This is a genomic window from Ralstonia sp. NFACC01 (assembly GCF_900115545.1).
Taxonomy (GTDB): domain Bacteria; phylum Pseudomonadota; class Gammaproteobacteria; order Burkholderiales; family Burkholderiaceae; genus Ralstonia; species Ralstonia mojiangensis.
On the sequence record NZ_FOWV01000001.1, the window covers coordinates 130,989 to 153,817 of the forward strand.

General features: G+C 64.7%; 22 protein-coding genes. 9 read left to right on the forward strand and 13 right to left on the reverse strand.

What is annotated here, in order from left to right; all coding sequences use genetic code 11:
• Positions 1 to 900, reverse strand: coding sequence for a LysR family transcriptional regulator (locus BM136_RS00555; RefSeq protein WP_092969330.1), 900 nt, complete (start codon positions 898 to 900; stop codon positions 1 to 3).
• A gap of 92 nt (positions 901 to 992) precedes the next feature.
• Here BM136_RS00555 and mdlC point away from each other — a divergent pair, with 92 nt between their 5' ends.
• The 4 genes from mdlC to BM136_RS00575 all read left to right on the forward strand — a co-directional run bounded on the left by mdlC (position 993) and on the right by BM136_RS00575 (position 6,553).
• A complete protein-coding gene (mdlC, locus tag BM136_RS00560) occupies positions 993 to 2,582 on the forward strand; it encodes a benzoylformate decarboxylase (RefSeq protein ID WP_092969333.1) in 1,590 nt (529 codons plus the stop codon).
• On the forward strand, positions 2,582 to 4,066 hold the full coding sequence (locus BM136_RS00565; protein WP_092969335.1) for an aldehyde dehydrogenase: 1,485 nt from the start codon (positions 2,582 to 2,584) through the stop codon (positions 4,064 to 4,066). The genes mdlC and BM136_RS00565 overlap by 1 nt, the downstream gene beginning before the upstream one ends.
• A 12-nt stretch (positions 4,067 to 4,078) precedes the next feature.
• A complete protein-coding gene (locus tag BM136_RS00570; protein WP_175537048.1) occupies positions 4,079 to 5,014 on the forward strand; it encodes a ketopantoate reductase family protein in 936 nt (311 codons plus the stop codon).
• Positions 5,015 to 5,134: 120 nt separating this feature from the next.
• Positions 5,135 to 6,553: an MFS transporter gene (locus BM136_RS00575; RefSeq protein WP_092969341.1), complete on the forward strand. Its 1,419-nt coding sequence runs from the start codon at positions 5,135 to 5,137 to the stop codon at positions 6,551 to 6,553.
• Positions 6,554 to 6,573: 20 nt separating this feature from the next.
• Here BM136_RS00575 and rng read toward each other — a convergent pair whose 3' ends face one another.
• The 8 genes from rng to BM136_RS00615 all read right to left on the reverse strand — a co-directional run bounded on the left by rng (position 6,574) and on the right by BM136_RS00615 (position 13,832).
• Complete coding sequence (gene rng, locus BM136_RS00580) at positions 6,574 to 8,043, reverse strand: ribonuclease G (protein ID WP_092969344.1); 1,470 nt, start codon at positions 8,041 to 8,043, stop codon at positions 6,574 to 6,576.
• 127 nt (positions 8,044 to 8,170) lie between these two features.
• Positions 8,171 to 8,794, reverse strand: a complete 624-nt coding sequence (locus tag BM136_RS00585; protein WP_092969347.1) for a Maf family protein — start codon at positions 8,792 to 8,794, stop codon at positions 8,171 to 8,173.
• The gene (gene rlmH, locus BM136_RS00590) at positions 8,791 to 9,261 is read right to left on the reverse strand and encodes a 23S rRNA (pseudouridine(1915)-N(3))-methyltransferase RlmH (protein ID WP_092969350.1); all 471 of its coding nucleotides are present in this window, start codon (positions 9,259 to 9,261) and stop codon (positions 8,791 to 8,793) included. Before rlmH ends, BM136_RS00585 begins: the two co-directional genes overlap by 4 nt.
• 21 nt (positions 9,262 to 9,282) lie before the next feature.
• Positions 9,283 to 9,900 carry a ribosome silencing factor gene (rsfS, locus tag BM136_RS00595; RefSeq protein ID WP_092969353.1) on the reverse strand — a complete coding sequence of 206 codons (618 nt, stop codon included), beginning with the start codon at positions 9,898 to 9,900 and terminating at the stop codon, positions 9,283 to 9,285.
• A 73-nt stretch (positions 9,901 to 9,973) separates the two neighbouring features.
• Entirely contained in the window at positions 9,974 to 10,684 is a 711-nt protein-coding gene (locus BM136_RS00600; protein WP_092969356.1) for a nicotinate-nucleotide adenylyltransferase, read from the reverse strand.
• On the reverse strand, positions 10,681 to 11,589 hold the full coding sequence (gene hemF / locus BM136_RS00605; RefSeq protein WP_092969359.1) for an oxygen-dependent coproporphyrinogen oxidase: 909 nt from the start codon (positions 11,587 to 11,589) through the stop codon (positions 10,681 to 10,683). Before hemF ends, BM136_RS00600 begins: the two co-directional genes overlap by 4 nt.
• A 153-nt stretch (positions 11,590 to 11,742) precedes the next feature.
• Positions 11,743 to 13,011: a phosphoribosylamine--glycine ligase gene (purD, locus tag BM136_RS00610; RefSeq protein WP_092969362.1), complete on the reverse strand. Its 1,269-nt coding sequence runs from the start codon at positions 13,009 to 13,011 to the stop codon at positions 11,743 to 11,745.
• A 95-nt stretch (positions 13,012 to 13,106) separates the two neighbouring features.
• Positions 13,107 to 13,832: a YebC/PmpR family DNA-binding transcriptional regulator gene (locus BM136_RS00615; RefSeq protein ID WP_092969365.1), complete on the reverse strand. Its 726-nt coding sequence runs from the start codon at positions 13,830 to 13,832 to the stop codon at positions 13,107 to 13,109.
• 173 nt (positions 13,833 to 14,005) lie between these two features.
• Here BM136_RS00615 and BM136_RS00620 point away from each other — a divergent pair, with 173 nt between their 5' ends.
• Positions 14,006 to 15,568, forward strand: a complete 1,563-nt coding sequence (locus tag BM136_RS00620; protein WP_092969368.1) for a helicase HerA-like C-terminal domain-containing protein — start codon at positions 14,006 to 14,008, stop codon at positions 15,566 to 15,568.
• Positions 15,569 to 15,639: 71 nt separating this feature from the next.
• Here the strand turns inward: BM136_RS00620 and upp are convergent, their stop codons facing one another.
• Positions 15,640 to 16,290 (reverse strand): uracil phosphoribosyltransferase, encoded by a 651-nt coding sequence (gene upp / locus BM136_RS00625; protein WP_092969371.1) that lies wholly within the window; start codon positions 16,288 to 16,290, stop codon positions 15,640 to 15,642.
• A gap of 65 nt (positions 16,291 to 16,355) precedes the next feature.
• Positions 16,356 to 17,834 (reverse strand): NCS1 family nucleobase:cation symporter-1, encoded by a 1,479-nt coding sequence (locus BM136_RS00630; RefSeq protein WP_092969374.1) that lies wholly within the window; start codon positions 17,832 to 17,834, stop codon positions 16,356 to 16,358.
• Positions 17,835 to 18,018: 184 nt separating this feature from the next.
• Here BM136_RS00630 and BM136_RS00635 point away from each other — a divergent pair, with 184 nt between their 5' ends.
• The 4 genes from BM136_RS00635 to BM136_RS00650 are packed head-to-tail and all read left to right on the forward strand — an operon-like array spanning position 18,019 to position 21,197.
• Positions 18,019 to 18,936 (forward strand): DMT family transporter, encoded by a 918-nt coding sequence (locus BM136_RS00635; protein ID WP_092969376.1) that lies wholly within the window; start codon positions 18,019 to 18,021, stop codon positions 18,934 to 18,936.
• Positions 18,937 to 18,986: 50 nt separating this feature from the next.
• Positions 18,987 to 19,778, forward strand: a complete 792-nt coding sequence (locus BM136_RS00640; protein ID WP_092969379.1) for an SDR family oxidoreductase — start codon at positions 18,987 to 18,989, stop codon at positions 19,776 to 19,778.
• A gap of 10 nt (positions 19,779 to 19,788) precedes the next feature.
• Positions 19,789 to 20,220, forward strand: coding sequence for a methylglyoxal synthase (locus BM136_RS00645; protein WP_092969383.1), 432 nt, complete (start codon positions 19,789 to 19,791; stop codon positions 20,218 to 20,220).
• A complete protein-coding gene (locus BM136_RS00650; RefSeq protein ID WP_092969385.1) occupies positions 20,217 to 21,197 on the forward strand; it encodes a quinone oxidoreductase family protein in 981 nt (326 codons plus the stop codon). Before BM136_RS00645 ends, BM136_RS00650 begins: the two co-directional genes overlap by 4 nt.
• A gap of 9 nt (positions 21,198 to 21,206) precedes the next feature.
• On the opposite strand, the gene BM136_RS00655 is transcribed toward BM136_RS00650, so the two are convergent.
• Complete coding sequence (locus BM136_RS00655; protein ID WP_092969388.1) at positions 21,207 to 21,503, reverse strand: YkvA family protein; 297 nt, start codon at positions 21,501 to 21,503, stop codon at positions 21,207 to 21,209.
• A 164-nt stretch (positions 21,504 to 21,667) separates the two neighbouring features.
• On the reverse strand, positions 21,668 to 22,825 hold the full coding sequence (locus BM136_RS00660; protein ID WP_092969391.1) for a BMP family ABC transporter substrate-binding protein: 1,158 nt from the start codon (positions 22,823 to 22,825) through the stop codon (positions 21,668 to 21,670).
• Positions 22,826 to 22,829: the final 4 nt, after the last annotated feature.

A 22,829-nucleotide genomic window follows, 5' to 3' on the forward strand; every position in this document is an offset into this window, starting at 1 on the left:
CTACGCCGTCAGCTCGCGCAGCGCTTCGAGCAGCTTGACGGCGGGGCTCGGCAGGATGCCGTGTCGACGCCGGAACGCCGTGAGGGTGCGGCGCGCCACCAAGCCGGGAATCGGTAGCGGCTCGATCACGCCGGCGCGGCGCTCCGCATCGATCATCGGTTCTGCCATCCAGCTCAGGAATCCGGAGCGTGCCACGAGGCTCTTGAGTGCCGTCACCGAACGGGTTTCCACCACAATGTTCGGCAGGCCCAAACCCGCGGCTTCGAATACCTGACGCATGTGCTCGTACGGGCCGGTACCGCGTGGCGGAACGGCCCAGAATGCATCCAGCGTATCGGCCAATGTCAGGCCAGGGCGATGGCGTAGCGAATGCTCCGGCGACGCAACCACGAAACTCGCATCCTCCCAGCGGCAATCCGCGATGGCGATGATTTCGTCGGTATCCGGCATCGCCATCGACAACGCGAGATCGATCTCGTGCTTGACCAGTCCTTCGGCCAGCCGATCCCACACGCCTTCGAGAATTTCCACGCGCAGGTTCGGCCAGCGGGCTACCACCGTGCCCACGGCCAACGGCAAGACATAGCTTGCGATGCTGCCCACGGCGCCCACACGGATCGTGCCCTTGGCAAGCCCGCGCATCGCGTCGATCTCTTCCTGTGCGTAATCGGCCCCGTGCTGCAGCAGCGACGCGTGCGGCAGGAGCGCCTGCCCGATGGCGGTCAGTTGCATTCCCTTGGAATGCCGCTCGAATAGCGGGGCGCCCACTTCGTCTTCCAATCGCTTGACGATGCGGCTGAGCGCCGGCTGCGTGACGTGGAGAACCTCTGCCGCACGCCCAAGGCTGCCCGCTGAAACGATGGTGGTAAAGGCGCGTAACTGGCGCAGATCGAAAGACATGCCAAAATGTAATGACTTTGGCGAAATAATTCAATATCGCGTTAAGAACTACGGATTCCATACTGGCGGCCTGTTCCGAGGAGGCTGCCCGTATGACCCGCACTTCGCTCGCGCTGACCACCATGCGCGACGCCACCATTGAGCTGCTGCGCCGGCTCGGCATGACCCACGTGTTTGGCAATCCGGGCTCGACCGAGCTGCCGATGTTTCGCGATTTTCCGGAGGATTTTCGCTACATCCTGGGGTTACAGGAAGCCGTGGTGGTGGGCATGGCGGACGGATTCGCACAGGCCACAGGCAATGCCGCGCTGGTGAACCTGCACTCGGCGGCTGGTGTTGGCAACGCCATGGGCAACATCTTCACGGCCTTCAAGAATCGCACGCCGCTGGTGATCACCGCCGGACAGCAGGCGAGGTCGATCCTGCCGTTCGACCCGTTTCTCGCTTCCAATCAGGCGACCGAGTTGGCCAAGCCGTACGTCAAATGGAGCATCGAGCCGGCGCGTGCCCAAGACGTGCCGCTGGCGCTGGCCCGCGCGTATCACATCGCAATGCAGGAGCCGCGAGGCCCCGTTCTGGTGTCGATTCCGGTGGATGACTGGGATCAGCCGACGGAGCCCGTTGCCGTGCACGAAGTTGCCACCGCGGTGCGGCCCGATCCCGTCACGCTGGCGCGCATCGGCGACCTGCTCGACGCGGCGCAGCGGCCGGCGTTCGTGGTGGGGGCCGCAATTGACCGCGCTGGCGCATGGGACGCCGTCGTACAACTCGCCGAGAGACACAACGCGCGCGTGTTCACCGCACCAATGGCCGGGCGTGGCGCGTTTCCCGAAGACCACCGCCTGTTCGCCGGTTTCCTGCCCGCCATGCGCGAAAAGATCGTCAGCCTGCTGCAAGGGCACGACGTGGTGTTCGCGCTCGGCGCACCGGCGTTTACGTACCACGTGGAAGGCCATGGGCCGCATGTGCCGGTCGGGGCGAAGCTCGTGCAGTTGATCGACGATCCAGCGACCGCTGCGTGGACGCCTGAGGGCATTTCCGCCGTCGGCAACATCCGCTTGGGCGTGCTGGATTTGCTCGCCCGCCCAGCGCCACCGGCACGGCCGCTGCCCGCGTCACGCGTCAAATCGCCGCGAGCCGAGCCAGGCTCACCCATGTCGGTCGCCTTTGTTCTGCAGACGCTCGATACCGTGCGCGGCCCGGCAGACATCGTCGTCGAAGAGGCTCCGAGTGCGCGCTCAACCATGCAGGCTTACTTGCCGATGCGACGTTCGGGAGCGTTCTACACGATGGACAGCGGCGGCTTGGGCTACGGCATGCCGGCCGCAGTTGGCGTGGCACTCGCCAAACCGGGCACACGCGTGATTGGTCTGATTGGCGACGGATCGAGCATGTATTCCATCCAGGCGCTGTGGAGCGCAGCGCTGCTCAAGTTGCCCATGACATTCGTGATCCTGAACAACCGCCGCTATGCGGCCCTGCAGGATTTCGCGCCGGTGTTCGGCTTTGCGCCGACCGACGCCGTGCAGGGCACGGATCTGCACGGCATCGATTTTGTCGGCCTGGCCCGCGCCATGGGCTGCACCGGCCAGCGCGTGAGTGACCCGCATGCGCTGGAGGCCGTGCTGCGCACCGCGCTGCAATCGACCGGACCAACCTTGATTGAAGTGGAGATTGCCTGATGACAAATACGAACATTGCCCAGTCGGACGCGGCGCAGAACATCTCGATGCTGATCAACGGCGAGCGAGTGCAAGCTGCCAGTGGCGCCGTCTTCGAGCGGCGTAACCCGCTCGACGGCACCGTGGCCACGCGTGCACCCGCCGCCACGGTGGACGATGCGCGCCGCGCCATCGATGCCGCTGCAGCCGCATTCCCGGCCTGGGCGGCGATGGGCCCGACAGAGCGCCGTGCGTTGCTGATGCGTGCTGCACAAGCGCTTGAAGCCAAGGGCGAGGCATTTGCCGCAGCGATGGCTGCCGAAACAGGCGCCTCCGCACTGTGGGCCGGATTCAACGTGCATCTGGCCGCGAGCGGCTTGCAGGAAGCCGCCGCCATGGTCACACAGATTGCGGGCGAGATCATTCCGTCCGACGTGCCCGGCAGCCTCGCCATGGGCGTGCGCCAACCGGCAGGCGTCGTGCTGGGCATCGCGCCGTGGAATGCGCCGGTCATCCTCGCCGTGCGCGCGATTGCGTTGCCGCTGGCGTGCGGTAACACCGTCGTGCTCAAGGGCTCGGAAGTTTCGCCCGCCACGCACGGGCTCATCATTGAAGCCTTGCAAGAGGCGGGCTTGCCAAACGGCGTCGTCAATTTTGTGACGAATGCTCCGGCCGATGCGGGCGCGGTGGTGGAAGCGATGATCGCGCACCCGGCAGTGCGGCGCGTCAACTTTACTGGCTCCACGCGCGTGGGTCGGATCATCGCGCAGACCTGCGCGACGTATCTGAAACCTGTGGTGCTGGAGTTGGGCGGCAAGGCGCCGCTGCTGGTGCTGTCGGATGCGGATATCGATGCCGCTGTCGACGGTGCAGCGTTTGGCGCATTCGCCAATTCTGGCCAGATCTGCATGTCCACCGAGCGCATCATCGTGGACGAGTCCATCGCCGATGCGTTCGTTGCCAAGCTGGCGGCCAAGGCTGCAGCGCTGCCGCTGGGCGATCCGCGCAAAGGGCCGGCGGTGCTGGGCTCGGTGGTCGACATGAGCACTGTCGACCGCTGCAATCACCTCATCGACGACGCCCTCGCCAAAGGCGCGAAACTGCTGTGCGGCGGCAAGGCCACCAGCACGTTGATGCCCGCCACGCTGCTCGACCACGTCACGCCCGACATGCTGATCTATGCGGAAGAATCGTTCGGCCCCGTCAAGGGCATCGTGCGCGTAAGCGGCGACGATGCCGCCGTTGCCTGTGCGAATGACAACGCGTACGGCTTGTCGTCTGCCGTGTTCAGCCGCGATGTAGCACGCGCGATGAACGTCGCTCGCCGCATCGAATCTGGCATCTGCCACATCAATGGACCGACCGTCCACGATGAGGCGCAGATGCCGTTTGGTGGCGTCAAGGCAAGCGGCTTCGGGCGCTTCGGCGGCCGCGCTGGCATGGCGGAGTTCACCGAGCTGCGCTGGATGACGGTGCAGACCACGCCGCGCCATTACCCGTTCTGAGCTGAGATGCCGATGAAGATCGCAATTCTGGGGGCGGGCGCGATGGGCTCGTTGTTTGGCGGGCTGCTGGCCGAAGCTGATCAACACGTCACGCTGCTCGACATCAACGATGCGCATCTGCACGCGATTGCCGCACACGGTTTGCGGCTGGAAACCGCCACCGGCGACCGGCACGTCCGCAATCTGCAGGCCCTGCGTCCCGGCGACGCGACAGACGTGCCTGACTTGGTGATCGTCTTTACCAAGGCGATGCATACGCGGACGGCACTTGCGAGCGTGCGTCACCTGATCGGTGAATCGACGCATGTGCTGACGCTTCAGAACGGGCTGGGCAACGTGGAGGCGCTGGCTTCGTTGGTGCGGCGAGCGCGCGTCTTTGTTGGCGTCACGACGTGGCCCGCAGATTTGGCTGGCCCGGGTCACGTGCGGTCACACGGCTCAGGTGTGATTCGCCTGATGAGCGCAGACGGCGAGCGGCCTCCGATACTCGCACGCGTGGTGGATGCGCTATCCGCCGCCGGTCTGAACTGCCAGGCCGATGACAACGTGTGGGGCGCCGTGTGGGAGAAGGTCGCCTTCAATGCCGCGCTCAATCCGCTGTGCACGGTCCTGAACCAGCCTGTCGATGCGATAAGCGCGGTGGAAGACGGCCCAGCCTTGGCACTGACCATCGTGGACGAAGTGCTAGCCGTGGCGCGCGCGAGCGGCATCAACGTCGATGCCGCCAAGGTGAGCGACAACGTGCGACACGCCATCGTCGCGCATCGCGGACACAAGCCGTCAATGCTGCAAGACGTGCTGGCCGGACGTCCGACCGAGATCGAATCCATCAATGGCGCCGTGGTGGCGACGGCGCGCCGGCATGGCGTACCGGTGCCTCACACCGAGACGTTGATGCAATTGGTGCGATTGGTGCAGGCGAGCACCGTGCACCAGCAGGTGCCTTAGCAGACCGAGATACCCCGGGTCTTATTCGATGGCGCGCAGACGCCACATCAACGGAGACAACCACATGATGAGCAGTTCCAGATTGGTGAGCGCGGCGGTGGTATTGCATTGCGCTTTCGCATGTTTGGCATCCCAGCGGAGGCCGGCATGAGTCAGAACTCCACCACGGTCGATATCGGTACGGTCCTTGATGACGGGCCGTTTTCCCTTGCACAGAAGTTGGCGGTGCTGCTTGCGGCCTTCGCTATAGTCATGGACGGCTTCGACGGCCAGTTGATCGGCTTCGCCATCCCCGTACTCATCAAGGAGTGGGGCATCACGCGCAATGCGTTCGCCCCAGCGGTGGCGGCCGGCCTGATCGGCATGGGGCTGGGCAGCGCGTTGGCGGGCCTGTTTGCCGATCGCTTTGGGCGACGCTGGGCGTTGATCGGCAGCGTGTTCGTGTTTGGCATAGCGACGTGCTCGATCGGTTTCGCACCCAATGTGGCGACGATTGCCGCGCTGCGATTTATCGCAGGCCTGGGCATTGGCGGCGCGCTCCCAAGCTCCACGACGATGACGGCGGAGTTCACGCCTGCGCGTCGTCGCACGCTGGCCGTGACGGCCACGATCGTATGCGTGCCGCTGGGCGGGATGCTGGCGGGCTTGTTTGCCGGCCACGTGCTGCCGCTTTATGGCTGGCGAGGGCTGTTCTGGATTGGCGGTGCGCTGCCGCTCGTGCTTGGATTTGTGTTGGTGGCCGCGCTGCCTGAATCGCCGCGCTTCCTGGCGCGACGTCAATCGCACTGGCCGCAACTTGCGCATCTGCTATCGAAGATGGGGCGCGATGTACCCGCCAATACGGCGTTTGCCGATGTGGCGGGTCAGAAGGTCATTCAGCACGCCAGTTTCCGCTCGCTTTTCGCGCCGGGGCAGGCACGCGACACGGTGGCGCTGTGGGCGGCCTTCTTCATGTGTCTGCTCGCCGTGTACGCAGCGTTCAGCTGGCTGCCGACGATGCTGGCTTCAGAAGGTTTGAGCGTGAGCGTGGCGGGCTCGGGACTGACGGCGTACAACCTGGGCGGGGTGATCGGCGCGTTGGTCTGCGCGGTGACGATCGCACGGTGGGGATCGCGTTGGCCAATGGCGCTGTGTTGCGTGGGCGCGGCCGTGAGCGCCTTTGCGTTGCAGGGTGTCGATGCAAAGCTCAACACGAACTTGCTGATCGTCGGCCTGGGGCTGCATGGGCTGTTCGTCAATGCTGTGCAATCGACGATGTATGCGCTGTGCGCCTACGTTTATCCGACGGCCGTGCGCGCGACAGGCACGGCATCGGCGGTGGCATTTGGGCGGCTGGGCGCAATTCTCAGCGCGTTTGCCGGCGCAATCGTCATCACCGCTGGCGGCTCCGTGGCCTATCTGGCCATGCTCGGAATCGTGATGTTGGTGGTGTTGGCCGCGCTGCTCGCCATGCGCGAGCAGATTCCGCGTCTAACGGAGCGTGCGCGAGCATCCATGGCAGCTGCGCCGGTTTCGCACGGCAGCCCGGTCAAACCGTAGCTGCCGCGCTCGGCGCAGTGCTACATCAGAATGATGTCGTACTGCTCCTGGCTGGCCGCCGACGATTCCACCTGCAGCGAAATCGGCTTGCCGATGAAGTCGCCCAGCATCGCAAGGTGCTGGCTTTCTTCTTCCAGGAACAGGTCGATGACCGACTGCGAAGCAAGGATGCGGAATTCGCGCGGATTGAACTGCCGCGACTCACGCATGATCTCGCGCAGGATGTCGTAGCACACGGTGCGCGGCGTCTTCACCTGACCCTTGCCCTGGCACACCGGGCACTGCTCGCACAGCACATGCGCGAGCGACTCCCGCGTGCGCTTGCGCGTCATCTCCACCAGCCCAAGCTGCGAGAAACTGTTGACGGTGATGCGGGTGCGGTCGCGCGACAGCGCCTTGCGCAGTTCCGCCAGCACCGCGTCGCGATGCTCGGCCGACTCCATGTCGATGAAGTCGATGATGATGATGCCGCCCAGGTTGCGCAGCCGAAGTTGCCGCGCGATGGTGTGCGCTGCTTCCAGGTTCGTCTTGAAGATCGTGTCGTCGAAGTTGCGCGCGCCCACGTAACCGCCGGTATTGACGTCGATGGTCGTCATCGCCTCGGTCTGGTCGATCATCAGGTAGCCACCCGATTTCAGGTCGACCCGGCGCGACAGCGCGCGCTCAACCTCCGCCTCGATGTTGTACAGGTCGAAGATCGGCCGTTCTCCGGTGTAATGCGTCAGGCGCTCGACCACGGCCGGCGTGTATTCCTGCGCAAACTCGACGAGCTTCTGGTGGTTCTCGCGCGAATCGACCTGGATGCTGCGCGTTTCGTCCGTCACGAAATCGCGCAGCACGCGCTGGGCGAGGTTCAGGTCCTGATACAGGATCGACGGGGCGGGCAGGGTGGTCGCGTTGTGACGGATGGTCGCCCAGATCTTGCGCAGGTAAGCGACGTCGTTGGCCAGTTCTTCGTCGGTCGACTCTTCGGCGATGGTGCGCACGATGAAGCCGCCGCGCTCTTCGACGGGCACCATGGCGGTCACGCGCGCACGCAGCGCCTCACGCTCGGCCTCGTTGCCGATCTTCTGCGAGATCCCGATGTGCGGGTCTTGCGGCAGATACACCAGCGTGCGGCCGGCAATGCTGACTTGCGTGGACAGCCGAGCGCCCTTGGTGCCGATCGGATCCTTGATGACCTGCACCATCAGCGCCTGGCCTTCGAAGAGCGTCTTCTCGATGGCGACCTGCGGTGTGGGCGGCGCGTCCTTGGCGTCACGCGGGTGCCAGATGTCGGCCACATGCAAAAACGCTGCACGCTCCAGCCCGATATCGATAAAGGCCGATTGCATGCCGGGCAGCACGCGCACCACCTTGCCAAGGTAAATGTTGCCGACCAAGCCGCGCGTCAGTGTGCGCTCGATGTGAAGTTCTTGAACGGCGGCTTGCTGGACGATGGCCACGCGCGTTTCTTGCGGCGTGATATTGACGAGGATGTCTTCGGACATGGAGAGGTACCAAGAGAGCGGGTTTCAGCACCCGCCTCAGGGCTTGATCGTATGCGCCCGAAGCGTGTCTTGAAACCGGCCCTCGCACGCTGTCCGGTGCGTGGTTCAGCGGCCGGTCAGGGGCGAGTTACAGCGTGATGCCCGCCTGTGCGAGCAGTGCGGCGGTCTCGAACAAGGGTAGACCCATGATACCCGAATAGCTTCCCGAAATATGGGCCACAAAGGCGGCCGCGCGACCCTGGATGCCGTACGCGCCCGCCTTGCCGAAGGGTTCGCCGCTGGCGATGTAGCGGGCGATGTCGTTGTCTGTCAGCACCGCAAAGCGCACGTCGGAAATGGACAGCGCGTGCATCGGCGTGCCGCTGGTGGTGACGACCGTTACGGCGGTCAGCACACGGTGCTCGCGGCCGGACATCGCGCGCAGCATGCGGTGGGCATCGGCTGCGTCGGTTGGTTTCCCGAGGATCTCGCCGCCCAGGCAGACCGTGGTGTCCGACGTCAGGATCGGCAGGGCAGGGAGGTTGCGTGCAATGCGGCGGCGCACCGCGGCCTGTGCCTTCAATGCGCAGACACGTTGAACGTAGTCGTCGGGCGTTTCGCCGGGGAGCACGGCTTCCAGCGCTTCGGCATCTTCGTCGTCGCCGGCCAGCAGCAGCTCGAAGCGCGCGCCGATCTGGCGCAACAGTTCCTGCCGGCGCGGGCTCTGCGAGGCGAGATAGAGGTGTGGCGCGCCGGGTGCATCCATGGTCATACGCGGTGGTATGGGTGGTTTTGCGTGATGCTCCACGCGCGGTAGAGCTGTTCGGCCAGCAGCACGCGCACCATGCCGTGCGGCAGCGTCAGGCTCGATAGGCGGATCAGCGTGCGAGCCTTAGCCTTGAGCGCCGGGTCCAGCCCATCAGCGCCGCCGATCACGAAGGCGATGTCGCCGCCTTCCTGTTGCCATCCGGCGAGGGATTCTGCGAGTGCGACTGTGGTGAGGTCTTTGCCGCGCTCATCCAGCGCGATCATGCGACAGCCCTTGGGCAGCGCGGCTTCAATGCGCGCTGCTTCAAGCTGCATGACGGTGGCGGCCGTGCGGCTGCCGGAGCGCTGCTCAGGCTTGATTTCGCGCAGTTCGATGCGCAGTTCGGGCGGCATGCGCTTGGCATATTCAGAGAAGCCGTCCTCGATCCAGGACGGCATCTTGTGCCCCACGGCAACGATCAGCAACTGCATGGCGAGACTGCGCGCTCGACGTTACGCTGCGCGTTTCTTGGCCGGAGCGCGCTTGGCTGCCGTCTTGGTTGCCGTTTTTGCGGCGGTCTTGGTGGCGGTCTTGCCAGCACCGGTTGCCCGCTTGGTAGCGGGCTTCTTGGCGGGAGCCTTCTTGGCCGGTGCGCCGGCCTTGGTCGGGCGTTCGCCTGCCAGCTTCGGCTTGGTGGTGCGGCGCTTGGCCGGCGTGACCTCTTCGGCCTCGTCTTCCTCGTCGTCGTAACCTTCGCTGGCCTTGGGCAGGCCGCGCTTGCCGGTGCCGCCCAGTTCGATGCGCACCGGCTTGTCGCCCCAAATTTCTTCGAGGTTGTAGTACTGGCGCAGCTGCGGCTGCATGATGTGGACCACGGCGTCGCCGCAGTCGACCAGCACCCATTCGCCCACGTCTTCGCCTTCCACGGCGATGACGTGGCCGCCGGCTTCCTTGACGGCGTCACGCACCGATGCGGCCAGCGCCTTGGTCTGGCGATTGGACGTGCCGCTGGCGATGACCGTGCGATCGAACAGTTCGGTCAGGTGGGTCGTATTGAAGACCTTGATGTCTTGCGCCTTGACGTCTTCGAGCGCGTCGACGATCACGCGTTGTAGTTTGCGAATATCCATACTGAGTGAGAAGAACGTTTAAAGGGCGAGAAAAAGGTCAGAAAAAATCGCGTGAATGTGGTCAATCACGCGGTCAAGCACTGACCGTGCCATTGGCACGGCGGTACAGCGAATGCGATTGGATCAGGTCGGCCACCCCGGCGGGCAGGTCGGTGTCGCAGCGCGCGCCGGTGGCAAGTTGCTGGCGCAGGCGGGTGGATGACAGGTCGACAGCCAAGGTCTGGTCGATCCACATATGGCCGGCGGGTGCGCATTGTATCAATGCTGTGTCGCCCCGGCGCACATCAAGTTCGCGCTGCACCGGCGCATGCAGCGCCTGAAGGTCGAAACCGGGGCGCGTGGCGACGCACAAGTGAACGTATTCGAACAGGTCCTGCCAGCCGTGCCAGGTGTCCAGGCCGACAAGCTGGTCGGCGCCCATGAGCCATGCCATGGAGGTATCCGGGCCGTAAACACCGCGCAATTCACGTACGGTGTCGATGGTGTAGCTGGGGCCGTGGCGGTCGACTTCCATGCTGCTCACGTGGACGCGCGCGCGGCCACCGCGTACCGCTTTGGCGGCGAGTTCGGTCATGGCAAAGCGCAACGGTGCCGGCGTGATGTCGGCGGCTTTCTGCCACGACACGCCGGTGGGAATCCACAGCAGCTCATCCAGGTCGAGGCGGGCAATGCACAGCTCGGCCAGGGCGATGTGGCCGACATGCGGCGGATCGAACGTGCCGCCCAGCAAGCCAAGCCGGTAGGGGCGATCGAGATCGGGGCGCACGAATGAGGGAAGCGTCATACCCAATCGCGCGCCGGCAGGAAATCGGTGTACAGCGCGGCCTCCGGCGAACCCGGTTCCGGCTGCCAGTCGTAGCGCCAGTTGGCGACCGGCGGCATCGACATCAGGATGGATTCCGTGCGGCCGCCGCTTTGCAGGCCGAACAGCGTGCCGCGGTCGAAGACCAGGTTGAACTCGACATAGCGGCCACGGCGATAGGCCTGGAATGCGCGTTCGCGCTCACCGTAGGGGGTGGTGTGGCGTTGCTCCGCGATGGGCAGCCAGGCGGGCAGGAAGGCGTCACCCACCGAGCGCATCATCTCGAAGCTGCGCTCGAAGCCCAGCTCGGCAAAGTCGTCGAAGAAGATGCCGCCGACGCCGCGCGCTTCCTTTCGGTGTTTCAGATAGAAATAGTCGTCGCACCATTGCTTGAAGCGGGGGTACAGCTCATCGCCGTAGGGGGCCAGGGCGCCCTGGCAGGTACGGTGGAAGTGAGAGGCGTCTTCGGCGAAGCCGTAGTAAGGCGTGAGATCCATGCCGCCGCCGAACCACCAGACGGGCTCGGCATCGGGGCGCACGGCGACGAAGCAGCGCACATTCATATGCACCGTCGGCACGTACGGGTTGCGCGGATGGAAGACCAGCGACACGCCCATCGCCTCGAACCCGCGCCCGGCCAATTCGGGCCGGTTGGCGGTCGCGGAGGGGGGCAGGGTGTCGCCCATCACGTGCGAAAAACCGACGCCGCCGCGCTCAAGTATTGCGCCGTCTTCGAGGATGCGGGTGCGGCCGCTGCCGCGCAGGCGCTCGGTGGGCGGTTTTTCCCACGCGTCGGTGCTGAATGTGCCGCCGTCCAGCGCGCTGGCGGCAGTGGTGATGCGGTCCTGCAGGTCCAGCAGGTAGGCGCGGACGGCTTGGGTATCCATGCGATCAGGAGGGGCCGCTCGTAAGGTCGAGCCGGGCCGAGTCATGCGGTTGTCACCATTGTAGCGGGCGGGCCACCGGGGCAAGTTGGGGATCACCCGGGGTGACGGAGGCCGCGCCTGCCCCATGGTGGGGCAAGCTCTGCCGGCGGTCGGTCAATGGCGGATGGCGCGATGGCCGATATCGGTCCGGTACTGGGCGCCGTCAAAGTGAATCTGCTCGATAGCGTTGTACGCCGCACGCTGGGCCGCCTTGACGGTATCGGCCAGGCCAACCACGCACAGCACCCGGCCGCCGTTGGTGGTCAGCACGCCGTCCTTGAGCGTGGTGCCGGCATGGAAGGTGACGCTGTCTTCGGTTTCCTTCGGGATGCCGGTGATGACGTCGCCCTTGCGCGGCGTGTCCGGATAGTTGTGGGCGGCCATGACCACGCCCAGCGCGGTGCGGCGGTCCCAGTCCAACTCCATGCCGTCGAGCTTGCCGTCGATGGCGCGGTCGAGCACGTCGTACAGGTCGGTCTTCATGCGCGCCATGATGGGCTGCGTTTCCGGATCACCCATGCGGCAGTTGAATTCGAGCGTCTTGGGGTTGCCTTCTGCGTCGATCATCAGGCCGGCATACAGAAAACCGGTGTACGGGATGCCGTCTTTTTCCATGCCGCGGATGGTCGGCATGATGATCTCGCGCAGGGCGCGGGCATGCAGCGTGGGCGTGACCACCGGCGCAGGCGAGTAGGCGCCCATGCCGCCCGTGTTGGGGCCGGCGTCGCTGTCGAGCAGACGCTTGTGGTCCTGGCTGGTGGCCAGTGCCACGACGTTCTTGCCGTCGCACACAACGATGAAGCTGGCTTCTTCGCCGGCGAGGAATTCTTCGATCACCACGCGCGCACCGGCGTCACCCAGGCGGTTGTCAGCCAGCATCATGTCGATGGCGTTGTGCGCTTCTTCGGCGGTCATTGCCACGACCACGCCCTTGCCGGCGGCCAGGCCATCGGCCTTGATGACAATCGGGGCGCCTTCCTGGTCAATGTACGCGTGCGCCTGCGCAGCATCGCTAAAGGTCTGGTACTTGGCGGTCGGAATGCCGTGGCGGTGCATGAACGCCTTGGCGAAATCCTTCGACGATTCGAGCTGTGCGGCGGCCTTGGTCGGCCCGAAGATGCGCAGGCCCTTGGCGCGGAACAGGTCGACGATGCCGGCGGCCAGCGGTGCCTCCGGCCCGACCACCGTGAAGTGGATGCCCTCGCGCTCGGCAAAGGCGGCCAGCACTTCCGGATCCGTGATCGGGAGGTTCTGCAGGCGCTTGTCGAGCGCCGTGCCGCCGTTGCCGGGGGCTACGTATACCACCTGCACCTTGGGCGAGCGTGCCAGCTTCCATGCCAGGGCGTGCTCTCGACCGCCCGAACCGACCACCATCACTTTCATGCTGTACCTACCTGAAATTGCAAAATCCGATTCGAAATCTGGAAAACAAAAACGGCGATCGTGAGGTCGATCGCCGTTATGCGCGTGTCCGGGGCTTACTCCCCGATGACCGCGTTGGTGAAGACTTCCTGCACGTCGTCCAGGTTTTCCAGGACGTCGAGCAGCTTCTGCATCTTGACCGCGTCTTCGCCGGTGAACTCGACTTCAGTCTGCGGCTTCATGATGACTTCGGCCAGTTCCGCCTTGAAGCCGGCGGCTTCCAGCGCGGTCTTGACCTTGGCGAAATCGTGCGGCGGGCAGATGACTTCGAGCGAGCCGTCTTCATGCGTGACGACATCGTCGGCGCCGGCTTCCAGCGCGGCGTCCATCAGCTTGTCTTCCGGCGTGCCGGGGGCAAAGATGAATTGGCCGATGTGGTCGAACAGGAACGCGACGGAGCCCGATGTGCCCATGTTGCCGCCGTACTTGTCGAAGCCGTGCCGGACTTCAGCCACGGTGCGCGTGCGGTTGTCGGTCAGGCAGTCGACGATTATGGCTGCGCCGTTGATGCCGTAGCCTTCGTAGCGGATTTCTTCGTAGTTCGCGCCTTCCAGGCCGCCCACACCGCGCTGGATGGCGCGGTTGATGTTGTCCTTGGGCATGTTTGCGTCGGTGGCCTTGTCCATGGCCAGGCGCAGGCGCGGGTTGGAGTCGGCATCGCCGCCGCCCAGGCGGGCCGCCACGGTGATTTCCTTGATCAGGCGCGTCCAAACTTTGCCGCGCTTGGCGTCGGCAGCGGCTTTCTTATGCTTGATGTTGGCCCATTTGGAATGACCGGCCATGAAACTCTCCGAGCGGAATGCAGTGGAATCTGGCGCCCAGATGGCGGTTTGACGCCACCTGCACGCTCTATAATCGGTCGCGGATTTTAGCATGCTGCACACGCCCGCCGCCCCGTCCATCCGGTCGACTTGCTGGTGTGTCATCCCCCCAGATTGATCCTCGTCCAAACGCCATGACCGATCCCATCCTGATTGCCAAGAACGCCAAAGCGGAGTTGGTGCTGTTGCCCCAGCTCGCCAACCGGCATGGCTTGATCACCGGCGCCACTGGCACCGGCAAGACCGTCACCCTGCAAACGATCGCCCAGGGCTTGTCGAAGATTGGTGTGCCAGTCTTTCTGGCCGACGTAAAAGGTGACCTGACCGGCATTTCGCAAGCCGGCCAGTCGAACGACAAGCTCAAGGCCCGCCTGCAGGAGCGCGGCCTGGAAGAGCCGCAATGGGCTGGTTGCCCCGTCACGTTGTGGGATGTGTATGGCGAACGCGGCCACCCCGTGCGCGCCACCGTGTCCGACATGGGCCCGCTGATGCTCTCGCGCATGCTTGAGTTGAATGACATCCAGACCGGCGTACTGAACCTCGTCTTCAAGATTGCGGACGACTCGGGCCTCGCGCTGCTCGACATGAAAGATCTGCGCGCGATGCTCCAGCACGTTGGCGAGCATTCGTCGGACTACACGAACAAGTATGGGAACATCTCGTCGGCCAGCATCGGGGCCATCCAGCGCAACCTGATCGCCCTGGAAGAGCAGGGTGCCGACCAGTTCTTCGGCGAGCCGATGCTCGACATCAACGACCTAATGCAGACCGTGCGCGGCCAGGGCGTGATCAACATCCTGGCGGCCGACAAGCTGCTCAATGCGCCCAAGTTGTATGCGACGTTCCTGCTGTGGATGCTCTCCGAGCTGTTCGAGCATCTGCCCGAGGTGGGCGACGTGGACAAGCCCAAGCTCGCTTTCTTCTTTGACGAGGCGCACCTGCTGTTCAATGACGCACCGCCGTCCCTGCTGCAGAAGGTGGAGCAGGTGGTGCGGCTGATCCGTTCCAAGGGCGTAGGCGTGTACTTCGTGACGCAGAACCCGGCCGACGTGCCGGACACGGTGCTCGGCCAGCTCGGCAACCGCGTGCAGCACGCGTTGCGCGCCTTCACCCCGCGCGATCAGAAGGCCGTGAAGGCGGCCGCGACAACGATGCGCGCGAACCCGGAGTTCAGCATCGAAGAAGCCATCGGCGAACTGGCCGTGGGCGAGGCGCTGATTTCCATGCTTGACGAGGGCGGTCGCCCGGAGATCACGCAGCGTGCGTTTGTCGTTCCGCCCGCATCGCGCATCGGCCCGATCTCGGATGACGAGCGCCGCGAGCTGATGAGCAATTCGCTGGTGGCCGGCCGCTATGACACGGCAATCGATCGCGAATCGGCGTACGAAATCCTGAGCGGGCGTGTGGCAAAGGGCGGGCCAGCATCCTCGCCCGCACCGGGTTCCATCGGCACGGATTTCGGTGCATCGACAGGTTCAGCACCCGCACCCGCGCCAGCACCCGCACAACAGGAGAGCGGCGGATGGCTTGGCGATGTCGGCGCAATCCTGACGAAGGGTACGGGCCGCAGCGGCCGTGGCGATTCGATTGTCGAAACGTTGGCCAAGTCGACGATGCGTACCATCGGTTCGACGGTCGGGCGCGAAATCGTGCGCGGCGTGCTGGGCAGCATTCTGGGCGGGTCGAAGAAGCGCTGAGCGCCTCCAGCGTACCAAAGACAACAGCCGGCAATGCCGGCTGTTTTTGTTTGCGCTGAGCGCTTGCGCGTTCAGTTCTTCGTGCCGAACAGGCGGTCGCCTGCATCACCCAGGCCCGGGATGATGTAGGCGTTTTCATCCAGGTGCGAATCGAGCGACGCGACGAACAGCTTCACGCCCGGATGTGCCTGCTGGAACACCTCCACGCCTTCGGGCGCCGCGACGAGCGCCAGGAACAGAATGTTCTCGTCGGGCACGCCGCGCTTCTTCAGCACGTCGACAGCGTGTACGGCCGAGTAGCCGGTGGCGACCATCGGATCGCACAGGATGAAGGTGCGGTCCTCCAAATCCGGCAGGCGCACGAGGTATTCCACCGGGCGGTGTTGCTCGTCACGGTACACGCCGATGTGGCCGATACGCGCGGACGGAATCAGTTCCACCAGCCCGTCGCTCATACCCACGCCTGCGCGCAGCACCGGCACCACAGCGAGCTTGCGGCCCGCGATGACGGGCGCTTCCATCGGGCCCATCGGCGTGTCGATGTGGCGGCTGGTCAGCGGCAGGTTGCGCGTGATCTCGTAGCCCATCAGCAAGGTGATCTCGCGCAGCAGCTCGCGGAACGTGCGCGTGGACGTGTCCTTGTCGCGCATGTGCGTGAGTTTGTGCTGGATCAGCGGGTGATTGAGGATGAACAGGTTCGGAAAGCGCGGATCTTGTTTCATGGCGGCAGGGGATTCTCAGATGGGGCGCATTGTACCGGCGCGCCCCGTGTCGATTTTGGAAGCGCTCAGCGGCGGCCGCGCATCAGGATCACATACACCACAGCCGAAATGGCGAGGCCCACGAACCATGCATACGTGTACAACGCTTCGAATACGCCTGGCACGCTGGCGACAAACCCGGCCTGCTTGAAGAAACCCGGCAGATTGGGCAGCACGCCGATGATGAGCGCGACGATGGCGCGGCCGTTCCAGCCGTTGCCGTAACCGTAAGGGCCGTCCACGCGGAAGAGTTCGCCGGTCTTGAGCACGGTGCGGCGCACCAGGAAATAGTCGACCATCATGATCCCGGCCACCGGGCCCAGCAGCGCGCCGTAACCAACCAGCCACGTGAAGATATAGCCCTTGGTCGTCTCGAGAATCTTCCACGGCATCATCGCCAGGCCGATGCCCGCCGTGATGTAGCCGCCGATGCGGAATGAAATGCGATGCGGCGCCAGGTTCGAGAAGTCATACGCCGGCGAAACCACGTTGGCGGCGATGTTCGTCATCAGTGTGGCGGTGATCAGCGCCAGCAGGGCCACGATGACCGACGGGCCGGTCATCTTGCCGGCCAGCGTGACCGGATCCCAGATGGCCTGACCGTAGATGACCACCGTGGACGACGTGACGAGCACGGCCACCAGCGCCAGCAGCCCCATCGGGAGCGGCAGGCCGATCGCCTGTCCGACGAGCTGATCGCGCTGGCTGCGCGCGAAGCGGGTGAAGTCGGGAATGTTCAGGGCCAGCGTGGCCCAGTAGCCGACCATGGCGGTGAGGGACGGCCAGAAGAAGCCCCAGAACTCGCCGGCGCGCTTGCCGCCCGCCGAGAAAGCCGACGGCGCCGACAGCATCGGTCCAAAGCCGCCCGCATTGATATACGCCCACCAGACCAGGCCAAATGCGGCGAGGATCAGCAACGGGGTGGCCAGCGCCTGGAAGCGCTTGATCGATTCGAGTCCCTTGGTGATCAGCCAGATGTGCAGCGCCCAGAACAGCAGGAAGCAGAATCCCTGGCCCGGGTTGATGCCCAGCCCCGGAATGTTGCTGCCCACCAGCATGTTGTCGGTGACGACGTTGAGGATCGTGTAGATCGCCTGACTGCCCAGCCACGTCTGGATGCCGAACCAGCCGCACGCCACGATGGCCCGCAGAATGGCCGGCAACTGCGCGCCGCGCACGCCGAACGAGGCCCGCACCAGCACGGGGAAGGGAATGCCGTACTTGGTACCCGCGTGGCCCACCAGCACCATCGGCACCAGCACGATCAGGTTGCCAAGGAACACCGTCAGCACGGCTTGCCACCAGTTCATGCCCTCGCTCATCAGGCCCGAAGCCAACATGTATGCCGGCACCGATACCACCATCGACACCCACAACGCGGCGTAGTTGGTGGCCGTCCAGGTGCGGGCGGCGGGCGGCGTGGGGTTGAGGTCTTCGTTCCAGAGGGTCGGGTCGGGTGCCCCGGCGGCATCCGCGGAGAAGGCGGAAGAGGTGGTTTGGCTCATGTAGATGTGGAATCCGTTGTCGTTGTAGATATTCGGAATGCAGGCGCGATTGTACGGCGCTCCCCGGCGTGCTCAAGCGAAAGCTGTGCCAAGTGCAGCGCACCCCGCGCCGGAACGTTTTGTTGAATTCCAATACAATCGACGACGCTCTCCAACACCGCCCGCGGTTCTTCCGCGTTCCGCTGTGAACACCGCGTCCTCTGCGTCCACCACTCCCGCAAGAACCACCGACACCGGCGGGCTGCTGCTTGCCTCCGCGGGCGCCGTGCTGTTTTCCGCCAAGGCCATCGTCGCCAAGCTGATGTATCGCTACCAGGTGGACGCCGTCATGGTGATCACCCTGCGCATGCTGCTGGCCGCGCCGCTGTTCATGGCGATGGGGTGGTGGCAGTCGCGCCGTGCGGAGCCTCTGACCGTACCCGACCGCTGGCGCATCGTCGGCTTGGGGCTGATCGGCTATTACCTCTCCAGCTTTCTCGACTTCCTCGGCCTGCAGTACATCACGGCCGGGCTGGAGCGGCTGATCCTCTTTCTGACGCCGTCATTCGTGCTGCTGATCACGTCGACGGTATTCAAGCGGCGCATTACCGGCTTGCAGTGGGTGTCGCTGGCGCTGGCCTATGCCGGCATCGTGCTGGTGTTCGCGCACGACCTGAACCTGGGCGGCAACAACGTCTGGCTGGGCGGCGGGTTGGTGCTTGCCAGCGCCATCAGCTACGGTATCTACCTGCTGGCCAGCGGTGAGCTGGTCAAGCGCGTGGGTTCGATGCGGCTGGTTGCCTATGCGATGTGCGTGTCGACCGCGGCCTGTATCGTCCAGTTTCTGGTGCTGCGGCCGGTGTCAGCGCTGGTGTTGCCCTGGCAGGTGTATGGGCTGTCGGCCATCAACTCGGTGTTCTGCACGGTGGCGCCGGTCACGATGACGATGATGGCGGTGGCGCGCGTGGGTGCGCCCGTGGCGTCGCAGGCGGGCATGATCGGGCCGGTGTCAACGCTGCTGCTGGGCTGGTGGCTGCTGGGCGAGCCGATCACGATTTGGCAGATTGCCGGCAGCGCGCTGGTGCTTGCCGGTATGGCGCTGCTGTCACGCCGTCGCGGCTGACGGGCGGCCGATCGAAATAATCCAAATAACAATCACAAGGAGTCAGACAGATGGACTTGGGCCTGAAAGGCAAGCGTGCGCTGGTGTGCGGGGCAAGCAAGGGATTGGGCTTTGCGTGCGCCGACGCGCTGGCTGCCGAAGGCGTGGACGTGGTGATCGTCGCGCGCGGTGCCGAAGCGTTGTCGGCTGCCGCCGAGCGCATCCGCACGGCGCACGGCGTGCGCGTGGAAGCCGTGGCGACCGACATCACCACGCCGGAAGGCCGCGCCGAGGCGCTGCTCGCATGCGAGCGCCTGGGCGGCTCGCCCGACATTCTCATCAACAACGCAGGCGGCCCGCCGCCGGGCAACTTCCGCGATTGGGACCGCGACGCATGGAATGCTGCGCTCAACGCCAACATGCTCACGCCTATCGACCTCATCAAAGCCACCGTCGACAAGATGATCGAGCGCCGCTGGGGCCGCATCGTCAATATCACCAGCGGTGCGGTCAAGGCGCCGATTGACGTGCTGGGTTTGTCCAATGGCGCGCGCTCTGGGCTGACGGGCTTCGTGGCGGGCCTGGCCCGTGAAGTGGCCAAGCACGGCGTGACCATCAACAATCTGCTGCCGGGTCAGTTCGAGACCGACCGCCTGACCAAGACGCTGGAAGCTGGCGCCAAGGCTGCCGGCATCAGCGCAGAAGAGAATTTCGACCGCAAGCGGCAGGGCAATCCGGCTCGACGCTTCGGCCAACCGGCCGAGTTTGGCGCCGTGTGTGCCTTCCTGTGCAGCCAGCACGCTGGCTACCTGAATGCGCAAAACATCCTCATGGATGGCGGCAGCTTCCCTGGCACCTTCTAAGCCAATCACGATGACCACTCTTACGCCCGAAAGCGCAGCCCGCAAACGCCGCGTCGCCCTGATCGCACACGACCACAAGAAAGACGACATGGTCGCTTTCGCACAAACGCACCAGGCCTTCCTGTCGCAATGCGACCTGCTGGCGACCGGCACCACCGGCGGCCGGCTCGAGAAGGAAGTCGGCCTGACCGTGCAGCGCATGCTGTCCGGACCGTGGGGCGGCGACTTGCAGATTGGCGCGCAGTTGGCCGAAGGCCGTGTCGACGCCGTCATCTTCCTGCGCGACCCGATGACGCCGCAGCCGCACGAACCCGACATCAACGCGCTGGTCCGTGCCTGCGACGTCCACAACATTCCCTGCGCCACCAACCTCGCAACGGCAGACCTGGTGATGTCTGCCCTGCAACGAGTGGCGCCCGATCCGAAGGAGATCCACGCATGACACAAGCGAAAGCCATCCGCATATTTGAGACAGGCGGTCCGGAAGTGATGCAGTACGTCGATGTCGACGTGCCCGCGCCCGGCCCCGGCGAGGCCACCATCAAGCAGCACGCCATCGGCCTCAACTACATCGACGTCTATTTCCGCACCGGGCTGTATCCGCAGCCGCTGCCGGGCGGCATCGGCATGGAAGCGTCGGGTGTGGTGGAAGCGGTGGGCGAGGCGGTGACGCACGTTAAGCCCGGCGACCGCGTTGCCTATGCCGGCCGCCCCACCGGCGCCTACGCTGCGGTGCGCACGATGCCGGCCGACATTCTCGTACGCCTGCCGGATGCGATCGACTTTGAGACCGGTGCCGCAATGATGCTGCAGGGCATGACCGCGCAATACCTGCTTCGCGACAGCTATCGCGTGCAGCCCGGCGATACGGTGCTGTTTCACGCAGCCGCTGGTGGTGTGGGTTTGATTGCGTGCCAGTGGTTGAGGGCGCTCGGCGCCACGGTGATCGGCACCGTCGGCAGCGATGCCAAGGCCGAACTTGCCCGCGCGCACGGCTGCGATCACACCATCGTCTACACGCGCGAGAACTTTACCGAACGCGTGCGCGAAATCACGGGCGGCAAGGGGGTGCCGGTGGTCTACGACGGCATTGGCAAAGATACGTTCACGGGCTCGCTGGATTGCCTCGCACCACGCGGGATGATGGTCACCTACGGCAACGCATCGGGCCCGGTGCCGCCGGTTGACCTCAGCGTGCTGAGCGCGAAAGGCTCGCTCAAGATCACGCGCCCGACGCTGATGACCTACACGGCGCGGCGCGAACTGCTTGAACCGATGGCGGCTGAGTTGTTTGATGTGGTGAGCAGCGGCAAGGTGAAAATCGAAATTCACCAACGCTACGAACTGCAGAACGCAGCGCAGGCGCACCGCGATCTGGAGTCGCGCAAGACGACCGGATCGACGATCCTCTTGCCGTAGGACAGGAAGTTACCGCCCGGTGGGCTTCACACGCCGGGCGGCGGCAAAGCGTGCATCCTCGCGCACGCGGTCGGGCAGGCCGCGCAGCAGCATGTGCAGCGCCAGCGGCACCAGCACGATGTCGTCCATCCAGCCGATCACCGGGATGACATCCGGAATCAGATCGATCGGCGATACCACATAGCCCACCAGCAGCAGCGCCGCCGGCGCGAGCCACCACGGCTTGTCCGGATGGCGCAGCGCAAACCACAGCAGGCGCGCGTCGTTGCGCACCACGCTCCACAGGCGGAAGAGTCGTCCGAACATCGTGGGCTCCTTGATGAAAAGCCGGCGTCACATGAAAGCGGTTGACCGGCAAAGCATCGTATCAGCTTGGGGAAACCGCCCGATTTTCAAGATTTGGCGCCATCGTCCATGAAAAAAGCCGGCCCTCTTGCGAGGTGCCGGCTTTTTGCCGAGGCGGGGTGAACTTAACCCGGAATCTTGCCGTCGACGCCTTCTACGTAGAACTTGATGCCGTGCAGGAAGCCGTCGTCGGCGACCTTGTCGGCGGGCAGAACTTCCTTGCCGGTGTTGTCCTTGAGCGGACCCTTCCAGATCGGGGCCGAGCCGTCGATGATGCCCTTCTTGCGGGTCTCGACCAGGGTCTTCACGTCTTCCGGCACCACGGTGTTGTACGCGCCCAGATCGATCGCGCCTTCCTTCAGGCCCCACCACACGGTTTCCGGCTTCCACTTGTTTTCAAGCACGTCGCCGATGACCTTGGTGTAATACACGCCCCATTTGTTGATCGAGGCAGCCAGGTGGGCCTTCTCGCCAAACTTGGTCATGTCGCTGTCCCAGCCGATTGCGTAAACGCCTTTCTCTTGCGCGGTTTGCACGACGGCTGCGGAGTCGGTGTTCTGCATCAGCACGTCAACGCCTTGGCCGATAAGGGTAGTGGCAGCCTCGCGCTCCTTGCCCGGATCGAACCACTTGTTGACCCACACCACGCGGGTGGTGGCCTTCGGGTTGACGCTGCGCGCGCCCAGTGTGAACGAGTCGATGTTGCGGATCACTTCGGGGATGGGCACCGAACCCACCACGCCAAGCTTGCCCGACTTGCTCATCTTGCCGGCCACCACGCCCGCCAGATACGCGCCTTCATACGTGCGAACGTCGTACTGGCCGAGGTTGTCGGCGGTCTTGAAACCCGTGGCGTGCTCGAACTTCACGTCCGGGAATTCCTTCGCGACCTTGAGCATCGATTCCATGAAACCGAAGCTCGTGCCGAAGATGACCTTGTTGCCTTGGGTGGCCAGGTCGCGGAACACGCGTTCGGCATCCGCGGCGCTTTCGGGAACGCTTTCAACGAAGCTGGTCTTCACCTTGTCGCCGAACTTGGCTTCGACTTCCTTGCGGCCGTCGTCGTGAGCGTGGGTCCAGCCTGCGTCGCCCACGGGGCCGACGTAGACGAACGCGATCTTCAGCGGCTCATTGGCCGGAGCCGGTGCGGCAGCGGCGGGGGCCGAGGATGCGGCCGGCGCGGCACTGCCGCCAGCGTTGTCGTTGGACTTGCCGCAACCCCAGAGGGTCAGGGCAGCGCCGGCGGCCAGGGCGGCCAGCGTGATCCTGCGGGTAACGTTCATCGAT

Coding starts and splice junctions, on each gene's coding strand:
- BM136_RS00555 (WP_092969330.1), bottom strand. CDS start 900: ATGTCTTTCGATCTGCGCCAGTTACGCGCCTTTACCACCATCGTTTCA.
- mdlC (WP_092969333.1), top strand. CDS start 993: ATGACCCGCACTTCGCTCGCGCTGACCACCATGCGCGACGCCACCATT.
- BM136_RS00565 (WP_092969335.1), top strand. CDS start 2,582: ATGACAAATACGAACATTGCCCAGTCGGACGCGGCGCAGAACATCTCG.
- BM136_RS00570 (WP_175537048.1), top strand. CDS start 4,079: ATGAAGATCGCAATTCTGGGGGCGGGCGCGATGGGCTCGTTGTTTGGC.
- BM136_RS00575 (WP_092969341.1), top strand. CDS start 5,135: ATGTTTGGCATCCCAGCGGAGGCCGGCATGAGTCAGAACTCCACCACG.
- rng (WP_092969344.1), bottom strand. CDS start 8,043: ATGTCCGAAGACATCCTCGTCAATATCACGCCGCAAGAAACGCGCGTG.
- BM136_RS00585 (WP_092969347.1), bottom strand. CDS start 8,794: ATGACCATGGATGCACCCGGCGCGCCACACCTCTATCTCGCCTCGCAG.
- rlmH (WP_092969350.1), bottom strand. CDS start 9,261: ATGCAGTTGCTGATCGTTGCCGTGGGGCACAAGATGCCGTCCTGGATC.
- rsfS (WP_092969353.1), bottom strand. CDS start 9,900: ATGGATATTCGCAAACTACAACGCGTGATCGTCGACGCGCTCGAAGAC.
- BM136_RS00600 (WP_092969356.1), bottom strand. CDS start 10,684: ATGACGCTTCCCTCATTCGTGCGCCCCGATCTCGATCGCCCCTACCGG.
- hemF (WP_092969359.1), bottom strand. CDS start 11,589: ATGGATACCCAAGCCGTCCGCGCCTACCTGCTGGACCTGCAGGACCGC.
- purD (WP_092969362.1), bottom strand. CDS start 13,011: ATGAAAGTGATGGTGGTCGGTTCGGGCGGTCGAGAGCACGCCCTGGCA.
- BM136_RS00615 (WP_092969365.1), bottom strand. CDS start 13,832: ATGGCCGGTCATTCCAAATGGGCCAACATCAAGCATAAGAAAGCCGCT.
- BM136_RS00620 (WP_092969368.1), top strand. CDS start 14,006: ATGACCGATCCCATCCTGATTGCCAAGAACGCCAAAGCGGAGTTGGTG.
- upp (WP_092969371.1), bottom strand. CDS start 16,290: ATGAAACAAGATCCGCGCTTTCCGAACCTGTTCATCCTCAATCACCCG.
- BM136_RS00630 (WP_092969374.1), bottom strand. CDS start 17,834: ATGAGCCAAACCACCTCTTCCGCCTTCTCCGCGGATGCCGCCGGGGCA.
- BM136_RS00640 (WP_092969379.1), top strand. CDS start 18,987: ATGGACTTGGGCCTGAAAGGCAAGCGTGCGCTGGTGTGCGGGGCAAGC.
- BM136_RS00645 (WP_092969383.1), top strand. CDS start 19,789: ATGACCACTCTTACGCCCGAAAGCGCAGCCCGCAAACGCCGCGTCGCC.
- BM136_RS00650 (WP_092969385.1), top strand. CDS start 20,217: ATGACACAAGCGAAAGCCATCCGCATATTTGAGACAGGCGGTCCGGAA.
- BM136_RS00655 (WP_092969388.1), bottom strand. CDS start 21,503: ATGTTCGGACGACTCTTCCGCCTGTGGAGCGTGGTGCGCAACGACGCG.
- BM136_RS00660 (WP_092969391.1), bottom strand. CDS start 22,825: ATGAACGTTACCCGCAGGATCACGCTGGCCGCCCTGGCCGCCGGCGCT.